Source organism: Levilactobacillus lanxiensis (assembly GCF_016861655.1).
In the GTDB taxonomy this organism is placed as follows: Bacteria; Bacillota; Bacilli; order Lactobacillales; family Lactobacillaceae; genus Levilactobacillus; species Levilactobacillus lanxiensis.
In genome coordinates this window covers 401,235-425,527 of sequence record NZ_BOLN01000001.1, presented here as the reverse complement: position 1 = coordinate 425,527, position 24,293 = coordinate 401,235, and the positions used below count along the sequence as shown (strand labels likewise).

At 51.7% G+C, this 24,293-nt stretch carries 22 protein-coding genes and 1 riboswitch; of the genes, 13 read left to right on the top strand and 9 right to left on the bottom strand.

Annotated elements, in window-relative coordinates:
- Positions 1-192: 192 nt before the first annotated feature.
- The 3 genes from JUF22_RS01810 to JUF22_RS01800 all read right to left on the bottom strand — a co-directional run bounded on the left by JUF22_RS01810 (position 193) and on the right by JUF22_RS01800 (position 3,521).
- Complete coding sequence (locus JUF22_RS01810; protein WP_203642716.1) at positions 193-765, bottom strand: DUF1097 domain-containing protein; 573 nt, start codon at positions 763-765, stop codon at positions 193-195.
- A 222-nt stretch (positions 766-987) separates the two neighbouring features.
- The gene (gene preA / locus JUF22_RS01805; protein ID WP_125764043.1) at positions 988-2,259 is read right to left on the bottom strand and encodes an NAD-dependent dihydropyrimidine dehydrogenase subunit PreA; all 1,272 of its coding nucleotides are present in this window, start codon (positions 2,257-2,259) and stop codon (positions 988-990) included.
- Positions 2,259-3,521, bottom strand: coding sequence for an FAD-dependent oxidoreductase (locus JUF22_RS01800; protein ID WP_203642715.1), 1,263 nt, complete (start codon positions 3,519-3,521; stop codon positions 2,259-2,261). The genes preA and JUF22_RS01800 overlap by 1 nt, the downstream gene beginning before the upstream one ends.
- A gap of 812 nt (positions 3,522-4,333) precedes the next feature.
- Between JUF22_RS01800 and JUF22_RS01795 the strand changes: the two genes are divergently transcribed.
- The gene (locus tag JUF22_RS01795; RefSeq protein WP_203642714.1) at positions 4,334-5,188 is read left to right on the top strand and encodes a glycosyltransferase family 8 protein; all 855 of its coding nucleotides are present in this window, start codon (positions 4,334-4,336) and stop codon (positions 5,186-5,188) included.
- 835 nt (positions 5,189-6,023) lie between these two features.
- Here JUF22_RS01795 and JUF22_RS01790 read toward each other — a convergent pair.
- From JUF22_RS01790 to JUF22_RS01780, 3 genes are read right to left on the bottom strand one after another with little or no spacing between them, the layout of a single operon-like run.
- Entirely contained in the window at positions 6,024-6,173 is a 150-nt protein-coding gene (locus tag JUF22_RS01790) for a FeoB-associated Cys-rich membrane protein (RefSeq protein WP_203642712.1), read from the bottom strand.
- A 16-nt stretch (positions 6,174-6,189) separates the two neighbouring features.
- Positions 6,190-8,178, bottom strand: a complete 1,989-nt coding sequence (feoB, locus tag JUF22_RS01785; protein ID WP_203642711.1) for a ferrous iron transport protein B — start codon at positions 8,176-8,178, stop codon at positions 6,190-6,192.
- Position 8,179: 1 nt separating this feature from the next.
- Entirely contained in the window at positions 8,180-8,407 is a 228-nt protein-coding gene (locus tag JUF22_RS01780) for a FeoA family protein (protein WP_203638411.1), read from the bottom strand.
- Positions 8,408-9,706: 1,299 nt separating this feature from the next.
- Between JUF22_RS01780 and sufC the strand changes: the two genes are divergently transcribed.
- The 9 genes from sufC (at position 9,707) to JUF22_RS01735 (ending at position 18,065) form a co-directional block, all read left to right on the top strand.
- Positions 9,707-10,501: a Fe-S cluster assembly ATPase SufC gene (gene sufC / locus JUF22_RS01775; protein ID WP_125764057.1), complete on the top strand. Its 795-nt coding sequence runs from the start codon at positions 9,707-9,709 to the stop codon at positions 10,499-10,501.
- 21 nt (positions 10,502-10,522) lie between these two features.
- The gene (gene sufD / locus JUF22_RS01770) at positions 10,523-11,794 is read left to right on the top strand and encodes a Fe-S cluster assembly protein SufD (RefSeq protein WP_203642831.1); all 1,272 of its coding nucleotides are present in this window, start codon (positions 10,523-10,525) and stop codon (positions 11,792-11,794) included.
- Positions 11,784-13,028 carry a cysteine desulfurase gene (locus JUF22_RS01765; protein ID WP_203642710.1) on the top strand — a complete coding sequence of 415 codons (1,245 nt, stop codon included), beginning with the start codon at positions 11,784-11,786 and terminating at the stop codon, positions 13,026-13,028. Before sufD ends, JUF22_RS01765 begins: the two co-directional genes overlap by 11 nt.
- Positions 13,009-13,476, top strand: coding sequence for a Fe-S cluster assembly sulfur transfer protein SufU (sufU, locus tag JUF22_RS01760; protein WP_203642709.1), 468 nt, complete (start codon positions 13,009-13,011; stop codon positions 13,474-13,476). Before JUF22_RS01765 ends, sufU begins: the two co-directional genes overlap by 20 nt.
- Positions 13,476-14,882, top strand: a complete 1,407-nt coding sequence (sufB, locus tag JUF22_RS01755) for a Fe-S cluster assembly protein SufB (protein WP_203638409.1) — start codon at positions 13,476-13,478, stop codon at positions 14,880-14,882. Before sufU ends, sufB begins: the two co-directional genes overlap by 1 nt.
- Positions 14,883-14,914: 32 nt before the next feature.
- Positions 14,915-15,238, top strand: coding sequence for a metal-sulfur cluster assembly factor (locus JUF22_RS01750; RefSeq protein ID WP_125764065.1), 324 nt, complete (start codon positions 14,915-14,917; stop codon positions 15,236-15,238).
- Between the two features lie 11 nt (positions 15,239-15,249).
- Positions 15,250-16,143, top strand: coding sequence for a helix-turn-helix domain-containing protein (locus JUF22_RS01745; protein WP_203642708.1), 894 nt, complete (start codon positions 15,250-15,252; stop codon positions 16,141-16,143).
- Between the two features lie 226 nt (positions 16,144-16,369).
- Positions 16,370-17,419, top strand: a complete 1,050-nt coding sequence (locus JUF22_RS01740) for a sensor histidine kinase (RefSeq protein ID WP_203642706.1) — start codon at positions 16,370-16,372, stop codon at positions 17,417-17,419.
- The gene (locus JUF22_RS01735; protein WP_125764071.1) at positions 17,412-18,065 is read left to right on the top strand and encodes a response regulator; all 654 of its coding nucleotides are present in this window, start codon (positions 17,412-17,414) and stop codon (positions 18,063-18,065) included. Before JUF22_RS01740 ends, JUF22_RS01735 begins: the two co-directional genes overlap by 8 nt.
- A gap of 681 nt (positions 18,066-18,746) precedes the next feature.
- Here the strand turns inward: JUF22_RS01735 and JUF22_RS01730 are convergent.
- Positions 18,747-19,550, bottom strand: coding sequence for a hypothetical protein (locus tag JUF22_RS01730; RefSeq protein ID WP_203642704.1), 804 nt, complete (start codon positions 19,548-19,550; stop codon positions 18,747-18,749).
- Between the two features lie 131 nt (positions 19,551-19,681).
- Positions 19,682-19,780: riboswitch (TPP riboswitch) on the top strand.
- 71 nt (positions 19,781-19,851) lie between these two features.
- On the opposite strand from JUF22_RS01730, the gene thiW reads away from it, so the two are divergent.
- Positions 19,852-20,361, top strand: a complete 510-nt coding sequence (thiW, locus tag JUF22_RS01725) for an energy coupling factor transporter S component ThiW (RefSeq protein ID WP_203642702.1) — start codon at positions 19,852-19,854, stop codon at positions 20,359-20,361.
- A 71-nt stretch (positions 20,362-20,432) separates the two neighbouring features.
- Here thiW and JUF22_RS01720 read toward each other — a convergent pair whose 3' ends face one another.
- Positions 20,433-21,095, bottom strand: a complete 663-nt coding sequence (locus JUF22_RS01720; protein WP_203642694.1) for a Fic family protein — start codon at positions 21,093-21,095, stop codon at positions 20,433-20,435.
- Positions 21,096-21,383: 288 nt separating this feature from the next.
- Entirely contained in the window at positions 21,384-21,863 is a 480-nt protein-coding gene (locus JUF22_RS01715; protein ID WP_203642692.1) for a hypothetical protein, read from the bottom strand.
- A gap of 159 nt (positions 21,864-22,022) precedes the next feature.
- On the opposite strand from JUF22_RS01715, the gene JUF22_RS01710 reads away from it, so the two are divergent.
- Together JUF22_RS01710 and JUF22_RS01705 are read left to right on the top strand one after the other, a co-directional pair.
- Positions 22,023-23,165, top strand: coding sequence for an MFS transporter (locus JUF22_RS01710; RefSeq protein WP_203642829.1), 1,143 nt, complete (start codon positions 22,023-22,025; stop codon positions 23,163-23,165).
- Positions 23,166-23,776: 611 nt separating this feature from the next.
- Positions 23,777-24,286, top strand: a complete 510-nt coding sequence (locus tag JUF22_RS01705) for a TetR/AcrR family transcriptional regulator (protein WP_203642691.1) — start codon at positions 23,777-23,779, stop codon at positions 24,284-24,286.
- Positions 24,287-24,293 lie beyond the last annotated feature (7 nt).

Below are 24,293 nucleotides of genomic sequence, written 5' to 3'. Positions count from 1 at the left end.
TACGGCAACTATCTAACGAACCGCCTAACGAAATAGACGCCCAGAGACACGCAATTAGCGGGGTTGTCCATCGGCTGGACGTCTCCTAGAGTGTTGAGCACAAACAAAAGAAGGTCCGAGAACGTTACACACGTTCTCAGGCCTTCTTTGCTTAAGCTAATTCACTTACGTTGCGGAAACAGGTATCAAAGGCTAACCCATCTGGTCCTCAGGTTCACTCTTATCCGCGGTATCATCGTGATGCTTACCGTTCTTATCCTCTTCCTTTTCCGGGAAGAACTTGAACATAATCTTGTTAAAGTAGTCTGACGCGTACCCAATCACGAAGATTCCCATGAACATGGATGCCAACAGTTCAAAGCAGAACATTGGCCAGCTCTTGATGGTGATGTTGGAGATGATCAGCATGGTCGTCCCCCAAGTGATCAGCCAGGCGGGGACTTCCGTGAACGGCAGGATGGTCCCCTGCAGGAAGAGTGCCAGGAAGGTCAGAATCCCAAACATCACTGAGGAAGCGACCAGTCCCGAGATCCAAGAAACGTGCAGCAGTGAGAACGCCATCAGACCCCAAATGAGGCCCAGGCAGAAGCTCAACATAATATTCCAAATTTTATCCTTAGGGAAACCGGCACCGAAGAAATAGGAAACGGCGATGAAGGCTGCCGCGCCCATCCACAGTGAAAAGCCCGTCATGATTAGACTGTAAACGATGGTAAAGCCACCGACCCCAATGGAGTCGAACCAAACTTTTTTACTAATTTTCATGAGTGTAATCCCCTTTGCTAGTTAGCGCTTCCATTCTACGTATTGCTCTAGTGTACAGAATTACGCAGAACCGCGCAAGGACTTTAGGTAAAACGTTTAAACCCAAAATGGGGCCGAACCCAAACATAACGTTTTGGCCCAGCCTCATTCGGGGTTCGTCACGCCCCGCGTTCAATCATTTTCTTAAATCCCCCGGCAAGCAGGCGTGACGCGCTTAATTTTTTAGAAATGAGTCAAGCGTGGTGACTCAATCTTAATGTCTTCTGGATTACCTTCCCGACCTGGCTTCATCACAACTTCACCAGTTGAGATAGCGCCAACCGGGCAGACCAGGTTGCACAGGTGACAGCCGACACACTTATCGATATCGACTGTTGGGCGGCGAGCTTCTTCATTCCATTGGATAGCTTGGTGCGCACCATCGAAGCAGGAAATGTAGCAACGGCCACAACCGATACACTTGTCCCAGTCAATCTTAGGGTAAACTTTGTAGTCCCGGTTCAGAGAGTCAACGGGCACGATGCTCTTGTTGGCAGCGCCGATGATTTCTGACAGGTGGTCGATCCCTTGTTCTTCCATGTAGTGCATTAACCCGTTCTTCATGTCTTCAACGATCCGGTAACCATATTGCATAACGGACGTGGTAACTTGAAGGGTGGTTGCCCCTAACAGGAGGAATTCAGCAGCGTCTTGCCAAGTTTCGATCCCACCAATCCCAGAGATTGGCAGTTGTTCCATGCCGGCAGCTTCACGTAATTGTTGAATGAAGCGTAAGGCGATTGGCTTAACGGCTTTCCCAGAGAACCCGGAGACGGAACCCTTGCCGTCAACCGTTGGTAAGGCCGTCTTGCGGTCGATGTCCAAGTTGGCGATGGACTTGACCGTGTTGATTGTGGCGATCCCGTCAGCGCCACCGTCCATGCTGGCTTTAGCAGCAGGAACCATGTCGGTGATGTTTGGCGTCATCTTAGCTAAGATTGGTAAATCAGATCCGCGACGAACGGCGGCACAGTACTTCTTAACTAATTCAGGGTTGGTCCCAACGTCAGAACCCATGTCGTGAGAGGTCATCTGTGGGCAAGAGAGGTTCATTTCAATCATGTCGGCTTTGGCTTCGGTGACTAATTGGGCTAATTCTTCCCAGTCTTGTTCGTTGGTCCCCATGATGGAGGCGATGATGATCTTGGTTGGGTAGTTTTCCTTTAACTTCTTTAAGTCATGCAGGTTTTGTTCCAAGGGATGTTCGGCAATTTGTTCCATGTTCTTGAACCCAACGAATGGGGTGCCTTCCTTGGTTAATTCATCAAACCGTGGCGAAACTTCGTCAACTTTAAAGTGCTTTGGTCCAATCGTCTTGAAGGCAACGCCGGCCCAGCCTTCATCAAAGGCTTTGGCACACATTTCGTAACAGTTGCCTACGGGAGAAGAGGATAGGAGGAAAGGATTCTCAAAATGTACGCCTAAGAAATCTACGGATAAGTCTTTTTTAATCATTATTCGTTACCTCCTACCAAGTCTGCTTCTTTAGTGGAACCCATAATCATTTTGTCAATTTGTTCTGCGACTTCTTTACCTTTACGAACGGCCCAGACAACGGTCTTGTCGCCTTGAGCGATATCACCAGTAACGAAGACCTTTGGATCGGCAGTGCCGTAACCAGCGTAAGGAACTTCTTCGTGCTTGTCGATGGTGATGTTCAGGTTAGCAGCGTTAACCCGTTGCCCAACGGCGAGGATGATCTTGTTGGACTTGATGGTCATTTCGCTGTCGATGTGACGGTGCTTGAAGGTGACTTCATTGCCGTTTACAGCAGTTGGGACGTAGCCATCAACGATAGTAACGCCGGCTTCGCGGGTGCCTTTGAGTTCCTTCTTGGAAGCTTTGAATTCGTCAAATTCTTCGTAAGCCATGTCGGTCACGTTCTTCACGTCTAAGCGGCGTAAGGTTGTGGCAACATCCATCGCAACGTCCCCACCACCGATAACAACGGCGTTTTCAGGTAAGTCGGTGATGTTCCCCTTGGCTTCTTTAACGCGAGCCAGGAAGCCAACGGCCGTTTCAACGTTTTCGTTGTCAGCGAACATAGGAAGAACTTTACTTTCGCTAGCACCAACGGCAACGACAACGGCGTCATTGTTGGCCTTTAAGTCGTCCATCATGATGTCATCGCCAACCGTGGTGTTGTAGTGAATGTTAGCACCTAAGTTGATGATCCGCTTGATTTCGTATTCCACGATATCGTTTGGTAAACGGTATTCTGGGATGCCGTAGGTTAAGTAACCGCCGGCCTTTTCATTCTTTTCGTAAATGTCAACGGCGTAACCCTTGGTCAACATGGTCGTGGCAACTTGCAAGCCAGCAGGGCCGCTACCAACGATGGCAATGTGCTTGCCGTTGGACTTGCCTTGCTTCAGGATGTCCATCTTGGCAGCTTGTTCGAAGTCGGTGACGTAACGTTGAATCCCACCGATATCGATAGGGCAGTCAATGCCAGTCCGTGAGCAAGCCAGTTCACAGTACTTTTCAGTTGGGCAAACCCGGGCACAAATGGCACCCAAGGCGTTGTTTTCCCGAATGGTTTCGGCAGCACCCTTAACGTTGTTGAAGCGCACGCTGCGGATGAAACGTGCTGGATCAGTGTCAGCGGGGCAGGCCTTGGAACATGGTGCGTCATGGCAGAGCAAGCAACGAGCTGCTTCTTCCATCACCGTAGTCATAGTGTATCCTGGGGCTTCTGTTTCGTATTTTTTAGTCATGCTGATACCCTCACTATCTTTTTTTGATTTGGTTGATTGCTATAATGATGAGGCGCGTGACGGTCGGTATAAGTCTGGTTATGTACCTTGTTATTTCTTTCACGTGCCTTGAACAACTAGAGAATACCATGTCCAGGGGTGACGGTAAAAAATTCCCGGGAATTCTGGCCGATATTCGCGTTTGGGAGCGGTTTCTATATACATTTGTATATAGAAAAAACACCTGTCATTTGGCATAATTGAGGGTTTTGCCTAATAGTTGGGGTGGCGAAAACCTTGCGAAAACGTGAATTACCAGCGATTGCGGTAATTAATGGTGCTGGGGCGAAACTTTTCCATGTGATTTTGGCATAAAATACTGGCGGCGAATTATTCCCGCCAATATGCGCCCCAATCCCTCAGATGGCATAATTGTGCTTGGGACTGGGGGATGGTCGTTGTCAGCGCCTACCGGGCGACAAAAAATGGGTCGGAACGCGGTGGGCAGGACGGCCGAAGCCTGAGAAGCGGTCTTCGACCTCGCTTTGAACCTCACAGCCCGAGTTTCAAAGTCGCCATTTACTGAGCTGACCGCTCAGTAAATCCCACGGCTGAACCCATTTTTTGTCGCCCTCACGGCTGGGGTGGAGCGGGTCTCAAGCAAAATTGTGCCTCGGGTATTGATGGTGGGTGGGTTCCGAGCAAAATTATGCGTCATAAATTACGACCACAGATTGTGGTGTAACTTGTAAGTCGTCGGAATCAAAAATAGGCAGTAAACGTGATTTAATGGAGATAGAATCAACCAAATCAAACGGAAGTCGGTGGAAGCTTTGTCTGATGAAATTAATTTGCTGGTCACACTCAATTCTGGATACTTGGAGCCGTTGAAAGTTATGTTGTATTCGGCGCACGCCAATAATCCTGGGGAACGCATGCATTTGTGGCTGGTGCATGCCAGTCTGACGCCTGATGAGGTGGCGTCTGTGCGGCGACTGACCACGGCGTTTGGCTGGGAGTTGAGCGCCGAACGGGTGACGGCGGACTTCACGGCTGGCGTTCCCTTGATCAAACGGTATCCACGGGAAATGTATTTCCGCCTCTTGAGCGGACAGATTTTGCCGAAATCAGTGAAGCGGGTCATTTATTTGGACCCGGACTTGTTGGTGATTAACAATTTACGGCCATTATGGACGCTAGATTTAGCGGGTCACATGTTAGCGGCCGCCGTTCACCGCGGCGTGACCAATCTTATGGACAGCGTCAATCAGTTGCGGCTGGGCACGACGACCAGCTATTTCAACTCGGGTGTGCTGGTCATTGATTTGGACCAAGCGCGGACCAAGATTAAGCTGAGCGACATCACGCAGACAATTGAGAAATATGAAAGCGAGTTAATTTTACCGGATCAGGATATCTTGAACTTCCTGTACGGGCCGGATATTTTGGAAATTTCCGAGGAAATCTGGAACTACGACACGCGTAAATACCTGATGTACCAGACGCGCAGCCTGAATCAGCACGAGATTCACTGGGTGATGGCCAATACGGTGATTCTGCATTACTGCGGGACGCCCAAGCCGTGGGACCCGGCCAGCGACGGCAAGTTTACCGGTCTATTCCTGAACTACCAGCAACAGCTCCAACGGCTAAATGGTCGCCTCCGAGATGGTGAAAATGAGTCGTGACGCTGTGGGCGCACGCCTGGAGTCAAGGAGCGGTCTCCAGGCTTACTTTGAGCCGAAAATCACGTCTCAAAGATATCAGTGGTCTAAGCGGTGAAACCGCTAAGGCCACTCCCACGGCTGAACTCATTTTCACCATCTCTGCGGCTGACGTAGATTTAGCCCGGTCGCAAAGTGTTTGCTAGTTCGGCAGTTTTCTAGACTGACTGCGTGAACAGACACTTTACGTGAATGTTGATTACTAACAGAAAAGGTCGTGATTCCCTAAAACTAAGGGTCACGATCTTTTGCTATCTGGGAGAATGTCACCTAATAGGGTATCAGCTTAATCGTAGCATTAATGGAAAAACGGTTGATTTTGATTTACGCGGGTGTTAACCGTTGATGTTTATTGAAAAAAGGCTGATTTTTTGATTTGTACGGGTCCAACCGTCGCTGTTTATTAAAAAATTGCCGATTTTTGATTTGAAACGCTTACACGCAGAGGATAATCAAAAAAATAGGTCGTAATTCCATTTGATTAGGAATCACGACCTATAACTATTTGGAGGAAGACGAATTAAGTAATGATAACAGTAGCACAAATGCGCTGACCGCCAACAATGAAAAGGCGCAACCGAAAAACTAGGGTTAGCGTAGCTGGCGGGCGACCGGTGCGGAATCCTGTGTTCGTGGCGTTTGTCGACGTTCTGGGTCGGCTTACGCCACTGGACGTGCTGGAGACTCTGTACTTTGAGGCTCTAGCGCGAAGACCGCTTCTCAGGCTTCGGGCGGTCCCCATAGGCTGGGAGCACCGGTCGCCCGCCGGCGTAGCGCATTACGACACGTGTTTTTCAGCTTAGTGCTTTTTCAGTTGTTGTTTGGCGGGGCAATCGTATTCGCACGCCGGACAGCTGCCCTGGCTGGACTTTTTCAAATGCCGGTACAACACGAACCCAGCGCCACCAATGATGGCAATAACAATAACGCTATTAATCAGGATTGACATGGACAAGCGCTCCTTTTTAAATGAATAGCGACCCGACCTGGAAGATAATCATCGCGACCAGGTAGGCGATCACCGTGTTGGAGACCACGGAATAAACGGCCCACTTGGTCGAATTGGTTTCGGCCTTGATGGTCGCCAAGGTGGCAAAGCACGGTGCGTAAATCAGGATGAAGACCAGGACGGCGTAGGCAGACAACGGGGTGAACAGGGAACTGAAGGTGGCAATCAAACCGGTTTGCCCGCTCAAATGGAAGAGCACGATCATGCTGGAACTGATGACTTCCTTGGCCAGAATCCCGGTCATCAGCGCGCTGATCGTTTGCCACGAGGTGATGCCGATAGGGGCGAAGACGGGCAGGACGAAGCGGCCAATCATGGCGGAGAAACTCTGGTCGATGTTGGTCACCATGCCGGCTGGTCCCAGGTTGGACAGCAGCCAGATGAGCACGGTGCCGCCAAAAATGACGGTGCCGGCCTTGCGGATGAAGCCCTTGCCCTTTTCCCAGGTGCCCATGGCGATGATGTCCGGCCGGGGCATGTGGTACTTGGGCAATTCAATAATGAAGACGGAATTTTCTTTAACTTTAAACACCCACTGATAAATCTTGGCCATAAACAGCGCCAGCGCAATCCCCAGGAAATAGAGGGAGAGCACGATCAGCGCCTGGTTCCGGTCGAAGAAGGCGGCAACGAACAGCCCATAGATGGGGAGCCGGGCCGAACAACTCATAAATGGCGAGATCAGCGTGGTGACCAGCCGTTCCTTGGGTTGCTCAATCGTGCGCGCGGCCATGATCCCCGTGACGTTACAGCCGAAGCCGATAATCAGCGGAATGAAGGCTTTACCGTTGAGCCCAATCAGCTGCATCAGCCGGTCGGTCACTAGCGCGGCGCGGGCCATGTAGCCGGAATCTTCCAGAATGGAAATGCACGCGAACAACACGAAAATCTGAGGAATGAAGCTGAGCACGCCCCCAACGCCGGCGATAATGCCGTCAACGATTAGGGATTTCAGAAACGGCATGGCCCCAACGCTGGTCAGAAAGTGACTGGCGGTCGCGGACAGTGGCCCGGAGATAAAGGCGTCCATCACGTCCGACAGCGGCGTTCCAATCCAATCGAAGGATAGCTTGAACATTAACAGGAATATACCCACGAAAATGGGGAGCCCCAACAGGGGATGGGTGACGATGCGGTCAATCTTCGCCGTCAAATTGGCATTGGAGACCTCGTGCAGATACTTGGTCGTGGCCGTCAGCGTTTCATCAATGAAGGCCAGTCGCGTTTGGAAGATTTGTTCCTCAAAGTCTTGTTTGTCGTAAGCGTCCTGCTGGGTCAGGAGAGGGTTCAATTGGTGCTTGCTGGCGTAGCGGCGGACGATTTGGTTACGGTTCATGAACTGAATCGCTAGCCAGTTGGCAAAGGTCGGCGTCAATTGATCGTCGGCGACCAGCTGTTGCGTGGCCGTGGCGATGGCGTCCTGAACCGCAGCGGGATAGGCCAAGTGCAGGGGCGCGGTCGTTTCCGGCGGCGTGGCCAACAGTTCTTGGCGGAGTTGATCCAGTCCCGATTTCTTCCGAGCGTTGGTGGCGCGGACCTGACAGCCCAAGCGTTTAGCCAGTTCGTCGAAGTCGTAGGTGACCCCGTTTGTTTTCAAATCATCAATCATGTTTAAGGCGAGCACCACCGGGCGGCCGAATTCCAACAGCTCAATAGAGAGCAGCAGGTTGCGTTTCAGCTGACTGGCGTTGGTGACGTTTAAAATCATGTCGGGCGAGTCGTTTAGCAAATAGTTGCAGGCGACGGCCTCGTCCTTGGTGATTGGCGTGAGGGAATAGATGCCGGGGAGGTCGACCACCACCATTTCAGAGTGGCGAATCTTCCCCATCTTCTTGTCAACGGTGACCCCTTCCCAATTACCAACGTAGGCATATTTATCGGTCAGTTCGTTAAATAGCGTGGTCTTGCCAGTATTTGGATTTCCTAAGAGGGCAACGGTTGTCATGCTAGTGCCCCCCTAAGAGTGCTTCGAAAACGACGTAGCGAATCCCAACTTTCTGCTGATCGAATTCAACGATGACGGGGCCGTGAAACGGATATTGCCGGAGCACGGTCAGCTGGCTGCCAGGGTGAATGCCGAGGTTATGTAGTCGGTGAGCGGTCTGGCCATCAAGGGTCGCCATCTGTTCGACAGTTACGATTGGATAGGCTGATTCTGAATAACGGAGTTGCATTATCATCAGGCCTTTCAAATTAAGTCTTTAAACAGGTTTTGCTGGTTAAATATTGTCGTTGGTTTCGCCTCCGGCAGGGTGAAAACTGAGTCGTGACGCTGTGGGCGCCGCCTGAAGCCTGGGAAGCGGTCTTCAGACTTACTTTGAGCCTCAAGGAGCGAGTCTCAAAGATATCAGTTCCCTAAGCGGTAAACCGCTAAGGGAACTCCCACGGCTGAGCTCATTTTCACCCTGCCTGCGGCTGACGTTGGTTTAACCAGCACCGGTTTGATACTGGTGTGCCAGTGATTTCGCCTTCAGCAAGCTGAAAATGGCTCGGAACGTGCCAGAGCCAAAGGGCGGTCTCCGGGATGCTTTGAACCTCTGAGGAGCGAGTTTCAAAGACACCAATGTTCTAACCCGCAAAGAGCGCGGCTAAGAACATTCCCACGGCTGAAGCCATTTTCACCCTGCCTGCGGCTGACGTTGGTTTAACCAGCACCAGTTTGCGTGTCATTTGGTTGCCACTGGTTCTCCCGCAATCATATAGGTGAGACAGGTTTAATCAGCAAGCTTATGTTTGCATTATTCAAGTAAGCAGCTGCGCACGAGATTAAGCAGTGGCTAAGTTGCCATCAAATTATGTGATAGAGGCGCACAGCCAGAATAATGATTAAGTGATAGAAGAAGTAGCACAACCAACCAATGGCATGGTCAGCTACTCATCAACTGCATGAACCGCCTTGGTGACGGGCCAAACAAGTCTTAGCCGCAGGGCTGGTGAAAATGCGCGCCGTGTGAGTGACCAGAGGTGGGCCAAGATGACCAGCTGTGTCGGTGGTCTTAGCTGAGTGATTTTCTCAGCTTAGAGCACGGGACGACCTTGGAAACTCGCGGTTTTTAGCGAGGTTTCAAGGCGAGGCCCCAGACCGCTTCTCAGGCTGGAGCCGGTCCCCACAGCAGGGCGTCTTGAGGCCACCGGCGGGAACGTTCAGCACGGACCGGCCCATTTTCACCAGTCCGGAGGCGCTGTTAAAAGACGTTTGACCCAGACACCAAGAGCAGGTTAATGCATTTGATGGGTCTAGCTTACCATGTAAGCACTTTCACATATATTAGGGAAATGCCTAATATTATTCCAGGAATATTCTGCCTATAATAATGTCAAGCGCTTACAAAGGGCGGTCTAAAGCGGAATAGCCCCAGGCATAAAATTGCACACTTTCCGGAATATGCGGGCATAATTTGTGAAAACTGCACAAGACCGCAATGAAAAACGCCACAACAGTGAATTTCATAACTAACGGAGGTTGATGGATAATGGCAACACTAGAAATTAAAGACTTACACGTTGAAGTGACCGATGAAGAAAATCAAACGGCTAAGGAAATCTTAAAAGGGGTTAACTTAACCATGAAGACTGGTGAAATCCACGCCATCATGGGGCCTAACGGTACCGGGAAATCAACGTTGTCCCAAACGATCATGGGCCAGCCATCTTACCACGTTACCCAAGGTGATATTCTCTTGAACGGCGAGAGCATCGTGGACATGCCAGTTGATGAACGGGCGCGTAAAGGCTTGTTCTTAGGCATGCAATACCCCGCTGAAATCCAAGGGGTCACGAACGCTGAATTCCTGCGCGCCGCTGTTAACGCTCGGCGGGCTAAGGACGACCAGATTTCCGTCATGGATTTCTTAAAGATGTTAGATAAGAACTTAGCCATTCTGGACATGAGTGAAGCCATGACAGAACGTTACTTGAACGAAGGCTTCTCAGGCGGGGAAAAGAAACGGAACGAAATTCTCCAACTCTTAATGATTCAACCATCCTTTGCCCTGCTGGATGAAATTGATTCCGGGCTGGACATCGATGCGCTGAAGGTCGTTTCCAAAGGGGTCAACGCCATGCGTGGCGACAACTTCGGTTCCATGATCATCACCCACTACCAACGCCTGTTGAACTACATCGTGCCTGACGTGGTCCACATCATGATGGGTGGCCGCATCGTTAAGACCGGGGATGCGTCATTGGCTAAGCGGTTGGAAAAGGAAGGCTACGCCGGTTTGCGGGACGACTTGGACATTGACGTGGCACTCGTGGATGAAAACTAGGGGGTGGCAAGATTGGATACCATGCAAACGCAAACTCAAGCGGCAACGGCTGTTCAAGCTGCTGCCCAGCAACACAATGAACCTAGCTGGCTGATCAACAAGCGGTTGGCAGCGCTAGACCAAATGGCCGACTTACCGATGCCACTGGTCCAACGGTTCAACTACCGTGACTGGGAATTAATGCCCGGTAACCTGCAGTGGGCCGATTCCAAACGGGACCTCGCACAAGTCGCTGACGGGCCCGTTCAAATCGTGCAGGTTGGCCAGACCACGGTGCGGGTCAATTTACCAGAGAAGCTCCAGGAACAAGGCGTGGTGCTGACCGACTTCTTCACGGCGGTCAAGGACTACCCGGACTTGGTTCAGGAAGCCTTTATGACCAAGGCGATGAAGTCCAATGAGAACCGCTTGGCCAGCTACCACACGGCTTACTTGAACGCCGGGGTCTTCCTCTACGTGCCAAACAATGTTGTTATCAGTGAACCCATCGACATCCAATTGATTCAAGACAACACGTTGGATCAACCGTTGAACTCGCACGTGCTGGTCGTTGCCGGCCGCAACACGGAAGTCTCCGTCAGCCAACACCTGACCACGGTCGGGGAAAACGCGAACTTGGCCAACTGCTTGATGGAAGTTATTGCCGATGAGAACAGTCACGTCACGGTCGCCACGTTGGATGAACTGGGACGCAAGACGATGGCCTACGTGGAACGTCGGGCCTACGCCGCCGACAATGCGTCCGTTAACTGGGCGGTCGGCTTCATGAACGAAGGCAATACGATTGGGAACTTCGATACCGAATTGAACGGTGTCGGTTCCCGCGCAGATGCCAAGGTCATTGCTATTACCGACCACGACCAACGGATGGGTGTGAACACCAAGATTACTAACCGCGGGAAGCACACCAACGGGAATATCCTGCAACGCGGGGTCATCCTGGAAGATTCCGAACTGGTTTACAACGGAATCGGCGATATCATTCACGGCGCTGCCGGCTCCGAAGCCGAACAGGAAAACCGGTTACTGATGATGTCTAGCAACGCTCACGGGAACGCCAACCCGATTCTCTTGATCGATGAAAATGATGTCATGGCCGGCCACGCCGCTAGTGTGGGGCAGGTTGACGAACAACAACTCTACTACTTGATGAGTCGTGGCATCCGGCGGGAGACCGCGGAGCGCTTGGTTATCCGGGGCTTCCTGGGGGCCGTCTTGAGCGCGATTCCGGCCAAGGCCGTTCGGAGCCAGTTGGTTGATATCATTGAAAGGAAACTTGAAAATGGTCGCTAAAAATTTAGATGTACGCCAAGATTTTCCAATCCTGGATCAAAAAGTAAACGATGAACAACTGGTTTATTTGGACAATGCCGCGACGGCCCAACGCCCCACGGCAGTTACCGATAGCCTGGTTCACTTCTACCAAACGGACAACGCCAACGTTCATCGGGGCGTCCACACGTTAGCCGAACGCGCCACGGAAGACTATGAAAATGCGCGGCGGAAGGTCCAAAAATTTATCAACGCCGCCGAACCCGAAGAAGTGATCTTCACCAAAGGCACGACCGATGGCCTGAACCTGGTCGCCAGCACCTATGGCGAGGCTAACATTCAGGCGGGCGATGAAATCGTGATTTCCATCATGGAGCATCACAGCAACCTGATTCCTTGGCAACAGCTGGCCATCAAGAAGCACGCCACGCTGAAGTACATTGGTTTGACGGCCGATGGCGAGCTCGACATGGCCGATGCCGCCGCCAAGATTACCGACAAGACCAAGATTGTGGCCATTGCCCACGCTAGCAACGTGATGGGCGTGATTAACCCGTTGGCCGAGCTGGCAAAGTTGGCCCACCAACACGGCGCCATCATCGTGGGTGACGGGGCCCAAGCCGCCCCACATGTGCCGGTCGATGTTCAAGCCTTGGACGTGGATTTCTACGCGTTCTCCGGTCACAAGATGATGGGCCCAACCGGGATTGGGGCCCTGTATGGCAAACGGGCGTTGCTCGAAGCCATGCCACCTTACCAATACGGTGGAGAAATGATTGACTTCGTGCACCAGCAGGACAGTACCTGGGCGCAGTTGCCCTACAAATTTGAAGCCGGCACGCAAAACATCGCCGGCGCCGTGGGCTTAGGCACCGCGGTGGATTACTTGACGAGTGTGGGCATGACCAACGTCGAAGCCCACGAACAAGCCATTGTCGATTACTTATTACCGAAATTAGTGGCGGACCCCGACCTCGAGGTTTACGGTCCCCACGATCCCGCTAAACATACCGGTGTGATTGCCTTTAACGTAAAGGGCATTCACCCCCACGACATCGCCACGGCGCTGGACATGGAGGGTGTGGCCGTTCGGGCCGGACACCACTGTGCACAGCCGTTGATGACGTACCTCGGGTTGGTTGCGACCGCCCGGGCTAGCTTCTATCTCTACAATACCCAGCAGGACGCTGACCGGTTGTTAGTCGCCCTGGCCGAAACAAAGGAGTTCTTCAACCATGGGGCTGTCAAAGCTTAACAGTTTATACCGGGAAGTTATCCTGGATCACGCGGATCATCCGCGTCACAAACACGATTTACAGACGAGTACGAATACGATTACCTTAAAAAATCCCACTTGTGGTGACGTGATCAATCTTTCCATTAAATTGGATGATCAAGATCAAATCGCGGACATCGGCTTCAGCGGCGACGGCTGTACCATTAGCCAGTCGTCCGCCAGCATGATGACCGACGCCGTCATGGGCAAGGACAAAGAAACCGCGCTGCGCATGGCCAAGACCTTTTCCGACATGGTCATGGGCACGGAGCATCCGCAAGCAGACCTTGATGAATTAGGGGATGCCGCCATTTTATCCAGTATCATGAGTTTTCCGGCTCGTATCAAGTGCGCAACGCTAGCTTGGTGGGCCTTACAACGGGCATTACTTGAAGAAGACGCGCCCACAGATGAGGAGGAAGCATAATGTCAGACATGCCAGAAGAAGTGGTCGATGATAAGGACTATGAATTCGGATTCCACGATGATATCAAGCCCGCCTATTCTACGGGCCGGGGCCTGACGGAACAGACCGTGCGGGACATTTCCGCTGCCAAGAAGGAACCCAAGTGGATGCTGGATTACCGGCTGAAGGCTTACGAGATCTACAAGAAATTGCCGATGCCTAAATACGGGCCAGACCTGTCCGGCTTGGATTTGAAAGATATGCTGTACTACCAAAAGATGACCGACAAGAAGTACCGGGACTGGGACGATGTGCCCGCTGACTTGAAGAAGACCTTCGATCGGTTAGGGGTTCCCGAGGCCGAACGCCAATACCTGGCCGGCTCCTCAGCCCAGTACGAATCAGAAGTGGTCTACCACAACATGCGTGACGACTTCGCCAAGCTCGGCATCATCTTTACCGATACCGACACGGCCTTGCGGGAATACCCCGAGCTGTTCAAGAAGTGGTTTGGCAAATTGGTCAAGCCAACCGACAACAAGTTTGCCGCTTTGAATGCGGCCGTTTGGTCCGGTGGCTCCTTCATTTACGTGCCCAAGGGTGTGCAAACGAAGACGCCAATCCAGTCCTACTTCCGGTTGAACTCCGAAAATTCCGGGCAATTTGAACGGACCTTGATCATCGTTGAACCCGGCGCTCGCGTGGATTACGTGGAAGGCTGTACCGCCCCGAACTACTCGTCGGATAGCCTGCACGCCGCGGTCGTTGAAGTGAACGTGGAAAAGGATGCTTACTGCCGCTACACCACCATTCAAAACTGGTCGAACAACGTCTACAGCCTGGAAACTAAGCGGGCTGCCGCTGCTGAGAACGCCACGATGGAATGGGTCGACGGTAACTTAGGCTCCAAGGTCACCATGAAATACCCATCCGTTTACCTGAACGGTGAGGGTGCTCGCGGGACCATGTTATCCATCGCCGTTGCCAGCAACAACATTCACCAGGACTCCGGTGCGCGGATGATTCACAACGCCAAGAATACGTCCAGTACCATCGTGTCCAAGTCCATTTCGAAGACCGGTGGCTCGACCGATTACCGCGGGACGGTGCGCTTCGGCCGCCACTCCGATGGGTCCAAGGCGCACGTGGAATGTGACACGATCATCATGGATGACCAGTCCTCGTCCGATACGATTCCGTACAATGAAATTTCTAATGCCAACGTTTCCATGGAACACGAAGCCAAGGTCTCGAAGATTTCTGAGGAGCAACTGTACTACCTGATGAGTCGGGGGATTTCAGAAGCCAAGGCGACGGAAATGATCGTCATGGGCTTCGTGGAACCCTTCACCAAGCAATTGCCAATGGAATACGCGGTCGAATTGAACCGCTTGATCAGTTTTGAAATGGAAGGAGCTATCGGCTAGGCCGGAGCTCAAGCAAAGGAGGTTCAACACAGATGGATGAAGCAAAACAACTGTCACCGGCTGAGGTCAGCGTCATGCAGGCCTTGGAAATGGTGATCGACCCAGAATTGGGCATTGATTTGGTCAACCTAGGCTTGATCTACGGCGTGCACGTCGATGGCGATTCCTGTGAGGTCGACATGACATTGACCACGATGGGCTGTCCGCTGAGTAACGCGCTGGATGCAGCGATTATTCAGGTGGTCACGGCCGTCGAAGGCATCGAACACTGTGACATTAAGTTGATTTGGGAACCGGCGTGGAACATGGGCATGATGACCCGCTACGCCAAGGTAGCTTTAGGCATTCATGAATAGGGTGAGTTGATATGAATATTGGCATCTTTGTGGCTCGCCGCAAGGCCCTCAAGATTTCGCAGGTCAAGCTGTGTACGGGAATTTGCACGCAGGCGACGCTCAGTAAATTTGAAAATAATAACCGCGTTCCGTCGCTGTCGATTCTCAGCAAGCTTTGCGTGCGCTTGGGGCTCACGGTGGATGACCTCTACCAGGAAAGTGCGGAGACTGCGGTGCAGTTGCGGCACGACCTGGACAATATTGAAAAGGAACTGATGATGGAGAATTATCAGTGCGTTTTGAAACGGTTGGCGAAATTCAAGCCCAACCAAATTGATGAGATCAACGTAAAGATGCAGTTCTGTTACCTGCGTGGGTGTGTGAATGCGCTGGTCAATCAACAACCGGACAAGATTCTCTTCGACTTCGCCCAGATTTTAAATGACCTGGACGAACGTCACCAAACGATTTTTACCCAGCTCGCCTTTCTGGGGTCGGGCATCATGTACGCGCGGCACCAGGAGACCCAGCAGGCGGACTTCTACTTTGACAAGGTCTATCAGCACATCAAGGCGTACCACCCGGACGACCATCTGGATGAACCCAACCGGTATTACCTGCGGATGCTGACGCTGATCTTCTTCACGGCGGAATTCTATGCGGGCCAGGAAAAGTATCGGCTGAGCAATCAACTGATTGACACCGGCGTGCAGCTGTGTTCCGACGAGCGGGTCACGTATTACCTGCCCCGCCTGAAGTTCCTGGCCACGCAAAACGCGGTCAACCAGGGCAAACAACCGGCGACGATTCAACGCCTCATGGATGAGACGCTGGCCTTCACCCGCATCAATCAAAATGAAGTCATCGAAGTTAAACTGGCGGCGTTGAAGTGTCAATTCAACCGTCAGTTGGCGGAGAATAAATAAGGTTAGTTAGGTGTTAGAACCAACGAACAAAGGTCGACTTTTTGCGAGAAGTCGGCCTTTTTGGTGCCTGAAGATTAAGTTTGTCCGGAAACTGAAAACGCTTCACTGACAGTATGTTATACTACAACTGTAGTAGGTATCCTGCTAAATGATTGTGACCATGACCAATTAACGGCAGTGAACATAATTTAAAGATTAAACCAAAATAGGACAAGGAGGATGGGCTTTGAATGAGAACGAAAAGTGGATTGATCGTTACTTTGAAAACGCCCCCGTTGCCATTATTTTATTCCAAGAAGATGAGATGCTAGCGTGTAATCAGGCAGCGCGGTGTTTGAAAGAAAAATTGAATTTTGATCCACATTACTTATATGAAATTGGCCACGCAGCGGTCAATCAACAGGGACGACCTGTAACGGATTGCCCAACCTGTGAAATCGCCAAACAGGCACGAGAAGTCGTGGTGCCGGTCCTGGCCGCTGAGGATGACTCGGCGGACGCGGGCTACTTGATGTTTTACAAGGCCCTGGACCTGCGACAACATATCTCCTCCTTAACGTTAAAGAGCTGTAGTTCAGTCAATCGGGGACTCCGACTGGCCCAGAATGAAGAAATCAGTCGCTACGTGGTCAAGGCCAACGAGGAAGACCGTCATCAAATTTCGGCGGACCTCCACGACAACGTTGCCCAGGGCCTGTACTTTGCGACGACCGGGGTTAAACGGTTGGCCAACTGTGACCTTAGTCCGGCCGAACGGCAACAACAGGCCGACGCGATTACCAAGCAGCTTCAGGCCACCTTGGCCGAGGTCAAGAACATGGCGCTGGCGGTGCGGCCGTCAGTCATGGACGACTTTGGCTTGTTTGCAGCGTTGCGGTCATTAGCTACCCGCCTGCAGAGCACGACCGGCATCGCAATTTCGGTTGGCGGCAACGCTAAGCCGGAACAGCTATCGTCGGCGATTCAAAGCGCCATGTACCGGGTCGCTCAGGAAGCCATCAACAATGCTGTGAAACATGCCAATCCGCAGGAGATTATGCTCTTATTGGTTGAGCATAACCACTTTATTACCCTCCAAATTATTGATGATGGGGATGGATTTGACGTCTCTAAACATTCTCAATTTAACGGCCACTCGCTAGGCTTGAGCGATATGCACGAACGCATCAAGTCATTGAGTGGGATTTTCCAGTTGGAATCTACGCCGGACGTGGGGACCACGGTGTCGGTTAAGTTTCCAGTCTGCACGAGTAAGGGGAGCCTTCAACATGTATAAAGTCTTAGTCGCGGACGACCACGCAATCGTGCGGTCGGGCCTGAAAGCTATCGTGGATGATCAGCCGGATTACCAAGTCGTCGCGGAGGCGGCCAATGGTAATGATACTTTTGTGCGCGCTGGTCAGGGCGATATTGATATGATTATCATGGATTTGAGCATGCCGCCGGGTGAAAGTGGCCTGGTGACGACCAAACGCATTCACAGCCAGTACCCGAAAATCTGGATTTTAATTTTATCGATGCATGGCGAAGAGGATTACGTGGATCAGGCCATTAAGAACGGTGCGTCCGGTTACGTCCTGAAGAGTTCGCCGGATAGCGAGATCATCAATGCCATCACGACCATCGTGAACGGCCGGCACTACGTGGATGAGAACGTCATCCTGCTGAAGTCCGATATCAAGAATATCCTCACGGACGTGGATAAGACCAATCTGTGGGGCCACAGTCCGTTGTCCAAACGGGAGCGGGAAGTCATGCCGCTGGTGGCGTTGGGGTACTCCAACAAGGAAGTGGCGGCTAAGCTGAATATCACGACCAAGACGGTGGAGGCACATAAGGCTAGTATTATGCGGAAATTGGATTTGACGTCGCACGTCGAGCTAGTCCGCTACGCCATCCACCACAAGTTAATCGAGTTCTAAACGGGCGTTCTGGCGCCTCCGGGCTGGTGAAATCTGTGCCTGGTCGCGTCCGTTCCCGGCGGTGCGCTCAAGGCGCCCTGCTGTGGGGTCGGTTCCAGCCGAAGGGCGGGCTTCCACCTCAACTTTGAGCCTGGGGTGCGGTCTCAAAGGTTGTCCCATGCTCTAAGCTGAGAAAAATCGCTCAGCTAAGACCATCGACACAGCCGGGCACCTTGGCGCGCCTCTGGTCACTTCCACGACCGGCCCAGTTTTCCCAGCCCTGCGGCTGACACGGGTTTAGAACTGAAACTTGTGGTTATGGTTAAGGGTGTCGGTTTTGGTTTGGTAGGATTAGACAGAATAATATTTTAAAATAACTACCTATGTAAAAGCGCGTTCAGGTTTGAGCCTGAGTGCGCTTTAATTTTTAGGACGATTCCGAATCAAGTGTCTGATGATCCTGTAAATGCTATCGCCGATAAAGAGTGCGTTTAGCAGCTTAAACCATTTAGAGTAGGTGTCAAAAATGTTAACTGGTTTCATGTAAACATCCCCCGCTGCAGTTATCTAGGTTAGGAAGAGTATAGACCTAAACTAGCGGTGACGGATGCTGATTTGCTGAAGGTTACGCAGATAAGTTTAGTTTTTTTCACACACAAAGGCCCTGGGAATTTTCCCAAGGCCTTTGTGTGTGTTTAGTCATCATTCGTAAAGATACAGCGTGAAGGCAATCTGGCCATTTGTCGGGTTACCGCTAGCCGTTGGGTATAAAACGTAGGTCGTATCGTGGTTGGCAACTAGGGCCTTCTCGACGCTGGCAACGATTTTGAGGCCCAGTTGGCCCTTGCCCATCGTTTCCAATTTGGCGTTGTGGTGCTGCGGGTCAATCGCGGCTGCTAGATTTGTGATAGCTGGGAGATTGACCGTCGTAATTTTATCGGCGTCTAGGTTCTTGATCCGGACAAGCTGAATGACGGCGGCCATGGACATCTGGTCGGGCGTCAGGTGATTAGACATGTAGTAATCGTACATCATTGCGAGGTGGTTATTGTTTTCGTAACCATCCTTTTGTAACTGCTTAATGACAAAAAGATTGAGCTGATTCTGGTCAGTGGTGTTCAGGGCCGTTGATAGGCTGAGTCCATCGGTAGCGAGCACTTGCTTGCGGTAAGTCCCGGACTTTAGAAAGCCGTGCCAGATCCAACCCGCGGTGCGTTTGTTCTTACTGACCACGTAGTAGTAGCGGGCCACGTGAGTCCCATGCTGGAGCAGCGCCGTCTTTTGGGCGACCCAGGTCGTGTGCGGAAAGTATTTCGTATTATGTAGTTTGGCCGTGTGCTGTTGATTCCACAAATAATGCGTCTGAGTATCCCGGTTATGGTAGTAGGACGGCCGCGACAGGCTGTAGCTGTCGGTCGTCACGTACTGGCTCGCGTGCGCCGCGGTCGGCAATAGTAGGATAGCAGATAGTGTTAAAAAGGTTAAGATAACGATCTTTTTGAACATATAATCCCCTCCACTGCTTAGTATACCAGTCTGTCGTTTGATGTGAGAGATAATCCAATTAACGTTCAATCAGTCCAGCATATTATGAGTTGCTTTTAAATTTCACACCCGGTATAGTCGGGATTAACTGAAAAAGACACTAGGGGTGCCAGTCGGCTGAGATGGACACGTGCCAATCCCTTTGAACCTGTTGAGCTAAGACTCGCGTAGGAAAGTGGTCGGTCTGCTGGAAATGCCAGGGGAGCCGTCGTCGTGGGGAACGGGGCTTTTTTGGTGAATTTGCAGTAGGAGTGTGACGAGAATGTCCAAGAAAGTGTATCCGATGACGCTGACCGCCATGTTGGTGGCGTTGGCCGTGATCGGTGGGAGTGTGTTTTCCTTTACGATTGGGGTCGCCAAGGTTGCCCCGGTTCAGCATTTGATTGACGTGGTCTCTGGCGTTTTGTTGGGACCGTGGTGGGCGTTGGCGCAGGCGTTTTTAACTTCGGTGATTCGCAATATCATGGGGACAGGCACGGTGTTGGCGTTTCCTGGCAGTATGATTGGCGCGTTTCTTAGCGGCTGGCTCTTCCAGAAAACGGGAAAGCTCCTAGCCGGCGTCTGTGGCGAACTGCTGGGGTCGGGCGTGATTGGCGCCTTCGTGGCCTATCCCGTTGCCGCTTGGTTGATGGGCACGACCGGGGCCGTCTGGCTGTTTCTACCCAGCTTCTTCATGAGCGCCTTGGTTGGGGTTATCTTGGCTTACGCGCTCTTGAAGAGCATGTGGTCGACCGTGATTGCGCCACGATTGAATAAGCTTCAGGGCAAGTAAATGGGTGCAAGAGTCTGGGACAGACAAAACCCCAGGCTCGATTTTTGTGTACCCACTCTCTTGGCTGTATTCTAAGCTAAATCGAGTCCGTGAATGCAATTAGCGTATAGCCACTCTTTCAGTTGTCGGCCGTCATTGGTTTCGTAAAATGGGGCTAACAACTCGTTGAAGGTTTCCAATTGCTGTTCGTTGACGGTGATGATACCGATACCCATGGGGATGGCCAGATAGTTGATAGTCAAGAATGCCGTACGCTTATTGCCGTCCCAGTAAAACTGACTGCGCATCATCAACAGCAATAGATCCAGCAAGCTTTCAGTCTGCGTTTTGTCTTGCACCAAAGCTGCGTTGATCAGCTCCGGAACTTGGTCTGCAACTGGAATGTCTGGGACGTATTCCGTATCGTCTAACGTAACATTGACTGTACGGATATGACCGGGGTCAAGCGAATCAGCTTGGGCGACCAAGCGATTGATCTCATTGCTGATAGCCAGTGAATAGGGGGCCTGATTGTCGATAGCGAATTGCCAACCGCGTTTTAAATTAACGATAGTGGTGATGTCGTCCGTTGAGATGCCAGACACTGACATTCCCTCAACGATGGTCCGTGTCTGAGGTAACGTGGCATGTGTGCCCTCAAACTTGGAAGTTGCGTAGACCAAGTTGACCAGGTTCTTTTTAGCAAAAAACTGCGCTTGTTGCTTAGTCATTTTAAATTTGTTTGTAAATTGCATGGTGGCACCTCCTGTAAAGCTTATTCGTCTAGTAATTTTAGCATAGTTAGGACCGGGTTTTAACTGCTAGGCCTGGTTGAAACTAGGCCTAGGCCTTGAGTCTACGTATTGACCTGCATAGAGATTAATAATCCCTTTTCTTTTTGGGTTCAGCGCCTTAAGAATAGCAGGGATTATCTTCTCTGTGTATACATAAGATTCAAAAAAGGACTGTTCCGAGAAATCATCGATTTCTCGGACAGTCCCTTTCAATACGTGAGTTATGAGTTTTGTCCCAGACGCTTTCGCTTACTTGCGGGTTAAGACGCTGACACTTAATTTTTGTTTGTATTGCAGCTGATAGGTGTGGCCGGCATGAGACTTAAAGGCTTTTCCGGTCTTACGTGTTCCGTACTTTTGCAGCTTCAACGTCTTCCCCTGACGCTGGAGTTTGGTGTAGGCCCACGTTTTTTCGACGCTGTCGTAGGACCGTAAGCGGTAGGCCTGACCAACTTTCTTGTAGGCCAGGCGATTGCCGCCATAGTCGTGGGTGCCGTAGTCGTACATCACGTACAACCACTTGGGAATCAAGATCATCGCGTTGTTCGTGATTTCCGTGGTGTCGTGGCCCAGGTGTTGCACGCGTGGCTTGGCGTACCAGACACCGCGCAACTGTTTCGGTGTGCCAGGCATCCATTTGGCTTTGGCCTGAGCTTGCGCCGTGGTGGCTTCCCCGCAACCGAGCGCTAACCCCAAGACAACGATGGTCCCTGTTATAAATTTGTTCATAAATAATCCCCTCCGATACCGCCTATTATACCAGAATGGCTGATTAACCGGGAATCTGGGGGATGGTGGCCTTTTCCGCGTAAAAGTCTTAAACTTTTACGTAGGAGGTTTTGCGGAGTGAAAGAGCAAGCAGCGTTGTCAAAAAAGACCATCTTATTGATGGCAGTCGTGACGGGGGTCATTGTGGCCAACCTGAACTTTATCCAGCCGATTGAAAATTTAATTGCGGCGGACTTCAACCTGTCCAAGGCGGTCGTCGGCATGCTGGCGATGGTCACGCAATTGGGATACGCTTTTGGCCTGTTACTAATCGTGCCACTAGGAGACATTTTCGACCGGTATCGATTGATTCAATTCATGATGGTATTATCCATTCTTTCCTTATTACTAGCGCATTGGGCGCCAAACGCTGGCGTCTTTGCGGTCGCCACGGGGTTAGTCGGCATCACCTCGGTGGCCCCCCAGATTATCATCCCGTATGCCGGGTACTTGGCGCCGGGACTCCAACGGGGGAAGGTCTTGGGCATCGTTTTGAGCGGCCTATTGACGGGGATTCTCCTGTCGCGGTCCTTTAGCGGATTGCTAGGGAGCATCATGCCCTGGCAGGATATCTACCTGGTAGCGGCGGCCATTGACCTGGTTTTTCTGGTTATTGTGCATTTCCAGTTGCCCCACGACGAACGGGGCCATCAGGATTTGAAATACTGGCCGGTCATTCGCACGCTACCCAAGTTATTTGCGAGTCAAAAACCGTTACGCGGCGCGGCCATCAATGGCTTTTGCCTGTTTGGCATGTCCAACGTCCTGTGGTCCACGCTAGCCTTTTACCTCGCTGCGCAGTATCACCTGGGCAGCAGCGTGGCCGGATTGCTCGGCCTGTTAGGAATTGCGGGAGTGTTAGCCGCTCCCATGATTGGGACGTTAGTCGATCAGCGGTCACCGCGTTTGACGGTGGGTCTGGGGATGGTCTTCTCCGGCGTCGCGTTCCTGATTTTCTGGCTAGCCGGCCACTGGCTGCTGGGCCTCATCGTGGGGATTGTTCTCCTCGACTTGGGAACCCAATTCAGTCAGGTGTCCTGCCAGGCCATCGTGCAGTCCTTGAATCGCCAACAGAGTAGTCGGAACAACTCCGTCTTCATGTTCAGTTATTTCTTGGGCGGGTCGATTGGGACCTTGTCCGCTACCTGGGCGTGGAGTCATGCCGGTTGGCTGGGCGTTTGCTTGGTGGCTTTGGTGTTCCTGGTCATTGCGGTGGCGGGCCACTTCGTGATTGGCGAGCCGCAAAAATTAGCTACCGACTAACTTGAATTGGCGGGTTAAACTTGTTCTAATCATCGCCTTCGGGATGGTGAAAATGGGCCGTGACGCTGTGGGCGCACGTCTGGAGCCGAAGGGCGGTCTCCAGACTTACTTTGAGCCGAAGTTCACGTCTCAAAGATAGCAGTTGCCTAAGCGGGGAACCCGCTAAGGCAACTCCCACGGCTTGGCCCATTTTCACCATCCCTGCGGCTGACACGGGTTTAGCCCGCCATCAAGTTGGTCTGGCTAATTTGTGCTACGGGGTCGTTGTCAGTTACTTATCAGCGTGGTGTTAGGGTTATATTTTTAGTGGCAGCTTGACCCGCCTCTGGTCACTAACATTGCTCATAGCTAGTCCCATTTTCACCATCCCTGCGGCTGACACGGGTTTAGCCCCGCCATCAAGTTGGTCTGACTAATTTGTTTTGTGGCTCGTTGCTAATCACTTATCAATTTAGTGGTGGATTTTAACTTACAATAGAAGTGTTAGAACTCGGCGAAGCCTAGCCGAGTTCTTTTTTACAACAAAGTTGACACCGTGTCACCTGCATGGTATGCTGACACTCGTAATAAAGTGACACGACGTCACTTTTAACTTGAAAGGAGTCTTTTACATGCCTTCCACAACTTTTAAAAACTTAAATCCTGAAAAACGGGCGCGCGTGATGGCGGCCTTACTAACGGAGTTTTCTAATCATAGCTTAGCCGAGGCGCAGGTTGCGCGAATCGTGACGGCTGCCGGGATTGCCCGGGGGGCCTTTTATAAGTACTTTGATGACCTGACGGACGCCTACCAAACCGTTTACCACGAGGCCTTGGCTGCCGTTCACCGGGACGTTGAGACGACGCCGAGTGGGGTGTTTACGCCGGCGACGTACTACGATGCCGTGGTGGCCTTCGTGGATCAGTTCAGTAATAGTCAATACGATGAGTTGATTCGCCGGCACTATAGTGAAAATGAAAGTCTGTTGCCCGACCATCCCGTGCCCGTGAGTTTACCGGCGGCGGATTGGTCGGCGATGGTGCTGAGTCACGCGACCATCAAAGAAATTATGTTACGACCAGCTAACCGGGATGCGGCGTTGACGCGCTTCCAGCAAGCCCTACAGTTACTGGCAGAATAGGAGGCAC

Excerpts from the sequence above, each read along its gene's own strand:
- JUF22_RS01810 (WP_203642716.1), bottom strand. The coding sequence starts at position 765 with ATGAAAATTAGTAAAAAAGTTTGGTTCGACTCCATTGGGGTCGGTGGC.
- preA (WP_125764043.1), bottom strand. The coding sequence starts at position 2,259 with ATGATTAAAAAAGACTTATCCGTAGATTTCTTAGGCGTACATTTTGAG.
- JUF22_RS01800 (WP_203642715.1), bottom strand. The coding sequence starts at position 3,521 with ATGACTAAAAAATACGAAACAGAAGCCCCAGGATACACTATGACTACG.
- JUF22_RS01790 (WP_203642712.1), bottom strand. The coding sequence starts at position 6,173 with ATGTCAATCCTGATTAATAGCGTTATTGTTATTGCCATCATTGGTGGC.
- feoB (WP_203642711.1), bottom strand. The coding sequence starts at position 8,178 with ATGACAACCGTTGCCCTCTTAGGAAATCCAAATACTGGCAAGACCACG.
- JUF22_RS01780 (WP_203638411.1), bottom strand. The coding sequence starts at position 8,407 with ATGCAACTCCGTTATTCAGAATCAGCCTATCCAATCGTAACTGTCGAA.
- sufC (WP_125764057.1), top strand. The coding sequence starts at position 9,707 with ATGGCAACACTAGAAATTAAAGACTTACACGTTGAAGTGACCGATGAA.
- sufD (WP_203642831.1), top strand. The coding sequence starts at position 10,523 with ATGCAAACGCAAACTCAAGCGGCAACGGCTGTTCAAGCTGCTGCCCAG.
- JUF22_RS01765 (WP_203642710.1), top strand. The coding sequence starts at position 11,784 with ATGGTCGCTAAAAATTTAGATGTACGCCAAGATTTTCCAATCCTGGAT.
- sufU (WP_203642709.1), top strand. The coding sequence starts at position 13,009 with ATGGGGCTGTCAAAGCTTAACAGTTTATACCGGGAAGTTATCCTGGAT.
- sufB (WP_203638409.1), top strand. The coding sequence starts at position 13,476 with ATGTCAGACATGCCAGAAGAAGTGGTCGATGATAAGGACTATGAATTC.
- JUF22_RS01750 (WP_125764065.1), top strand. The coding sequence starts at position 14,915 with ATGGATGAAGCAAAACAACTGTCACCGGCTGAGGTCAGCGTCATGCAG.
- JUF22_RS01745 (WP_203642708.1), top strand. The coding sequence starts at position 15,250 with ATGAATATTGGCATCTTTGTGGCTCGCCGCAAGGCCCTCAAGATTTCG.
- JUF22_RS01735 (WP_125764071.1), top strand. The coding sequence starts at position 17,412 with ATGTATAAAGTCTTAGTCGCGGACGACCACGCAATCGTGCGGTCGGGC.
- JUF22_RS01730 (WP_203642704.1), bottom strand. The coding sequence starts at position 19,550 with ATGTTCAAAAAGATCGTTATCTTAACCTTTTTAACACTATCTGCTATC.
- thiW (WP_203642702.1), top strand. The coding sequence starts at position 19,852 with ATGTCCAAGAAAGTGTATCCGATGACGCTGACCGCCATGTTGGTGGCG.
- JUF22_RS01720 (WP_203642694.1), bottom strand. The coding sequence starts at position 21,095 with ATGCAATTTACAAACAAATTTAAAATGACTAAGCAACAAGCGCAGTTT.
- JUF22_RS01715 (WP_203642692.1), bottom strand. The coding sequence starts at position 21,863 with ATGAACAAATTTATAACAGGGACCATCGTTGTCTTGGGGTTAGCGCTC.
- JUF22_RS01710 (WP_203642829.1), top strand. The coding sequence starts at position 22,023 with ATGGCAGTCGTGACGGGGGTCATTGTGGCCAACCTGAACTTTATCCAG.
- JUF22_RS01705 (WP_203642691.1), top strand. The coding sequence starts at position 23,777 with ATGCCTTCCACAACTTTTAAAAACTTAAATCCTGAAAAACGGGCGCGC.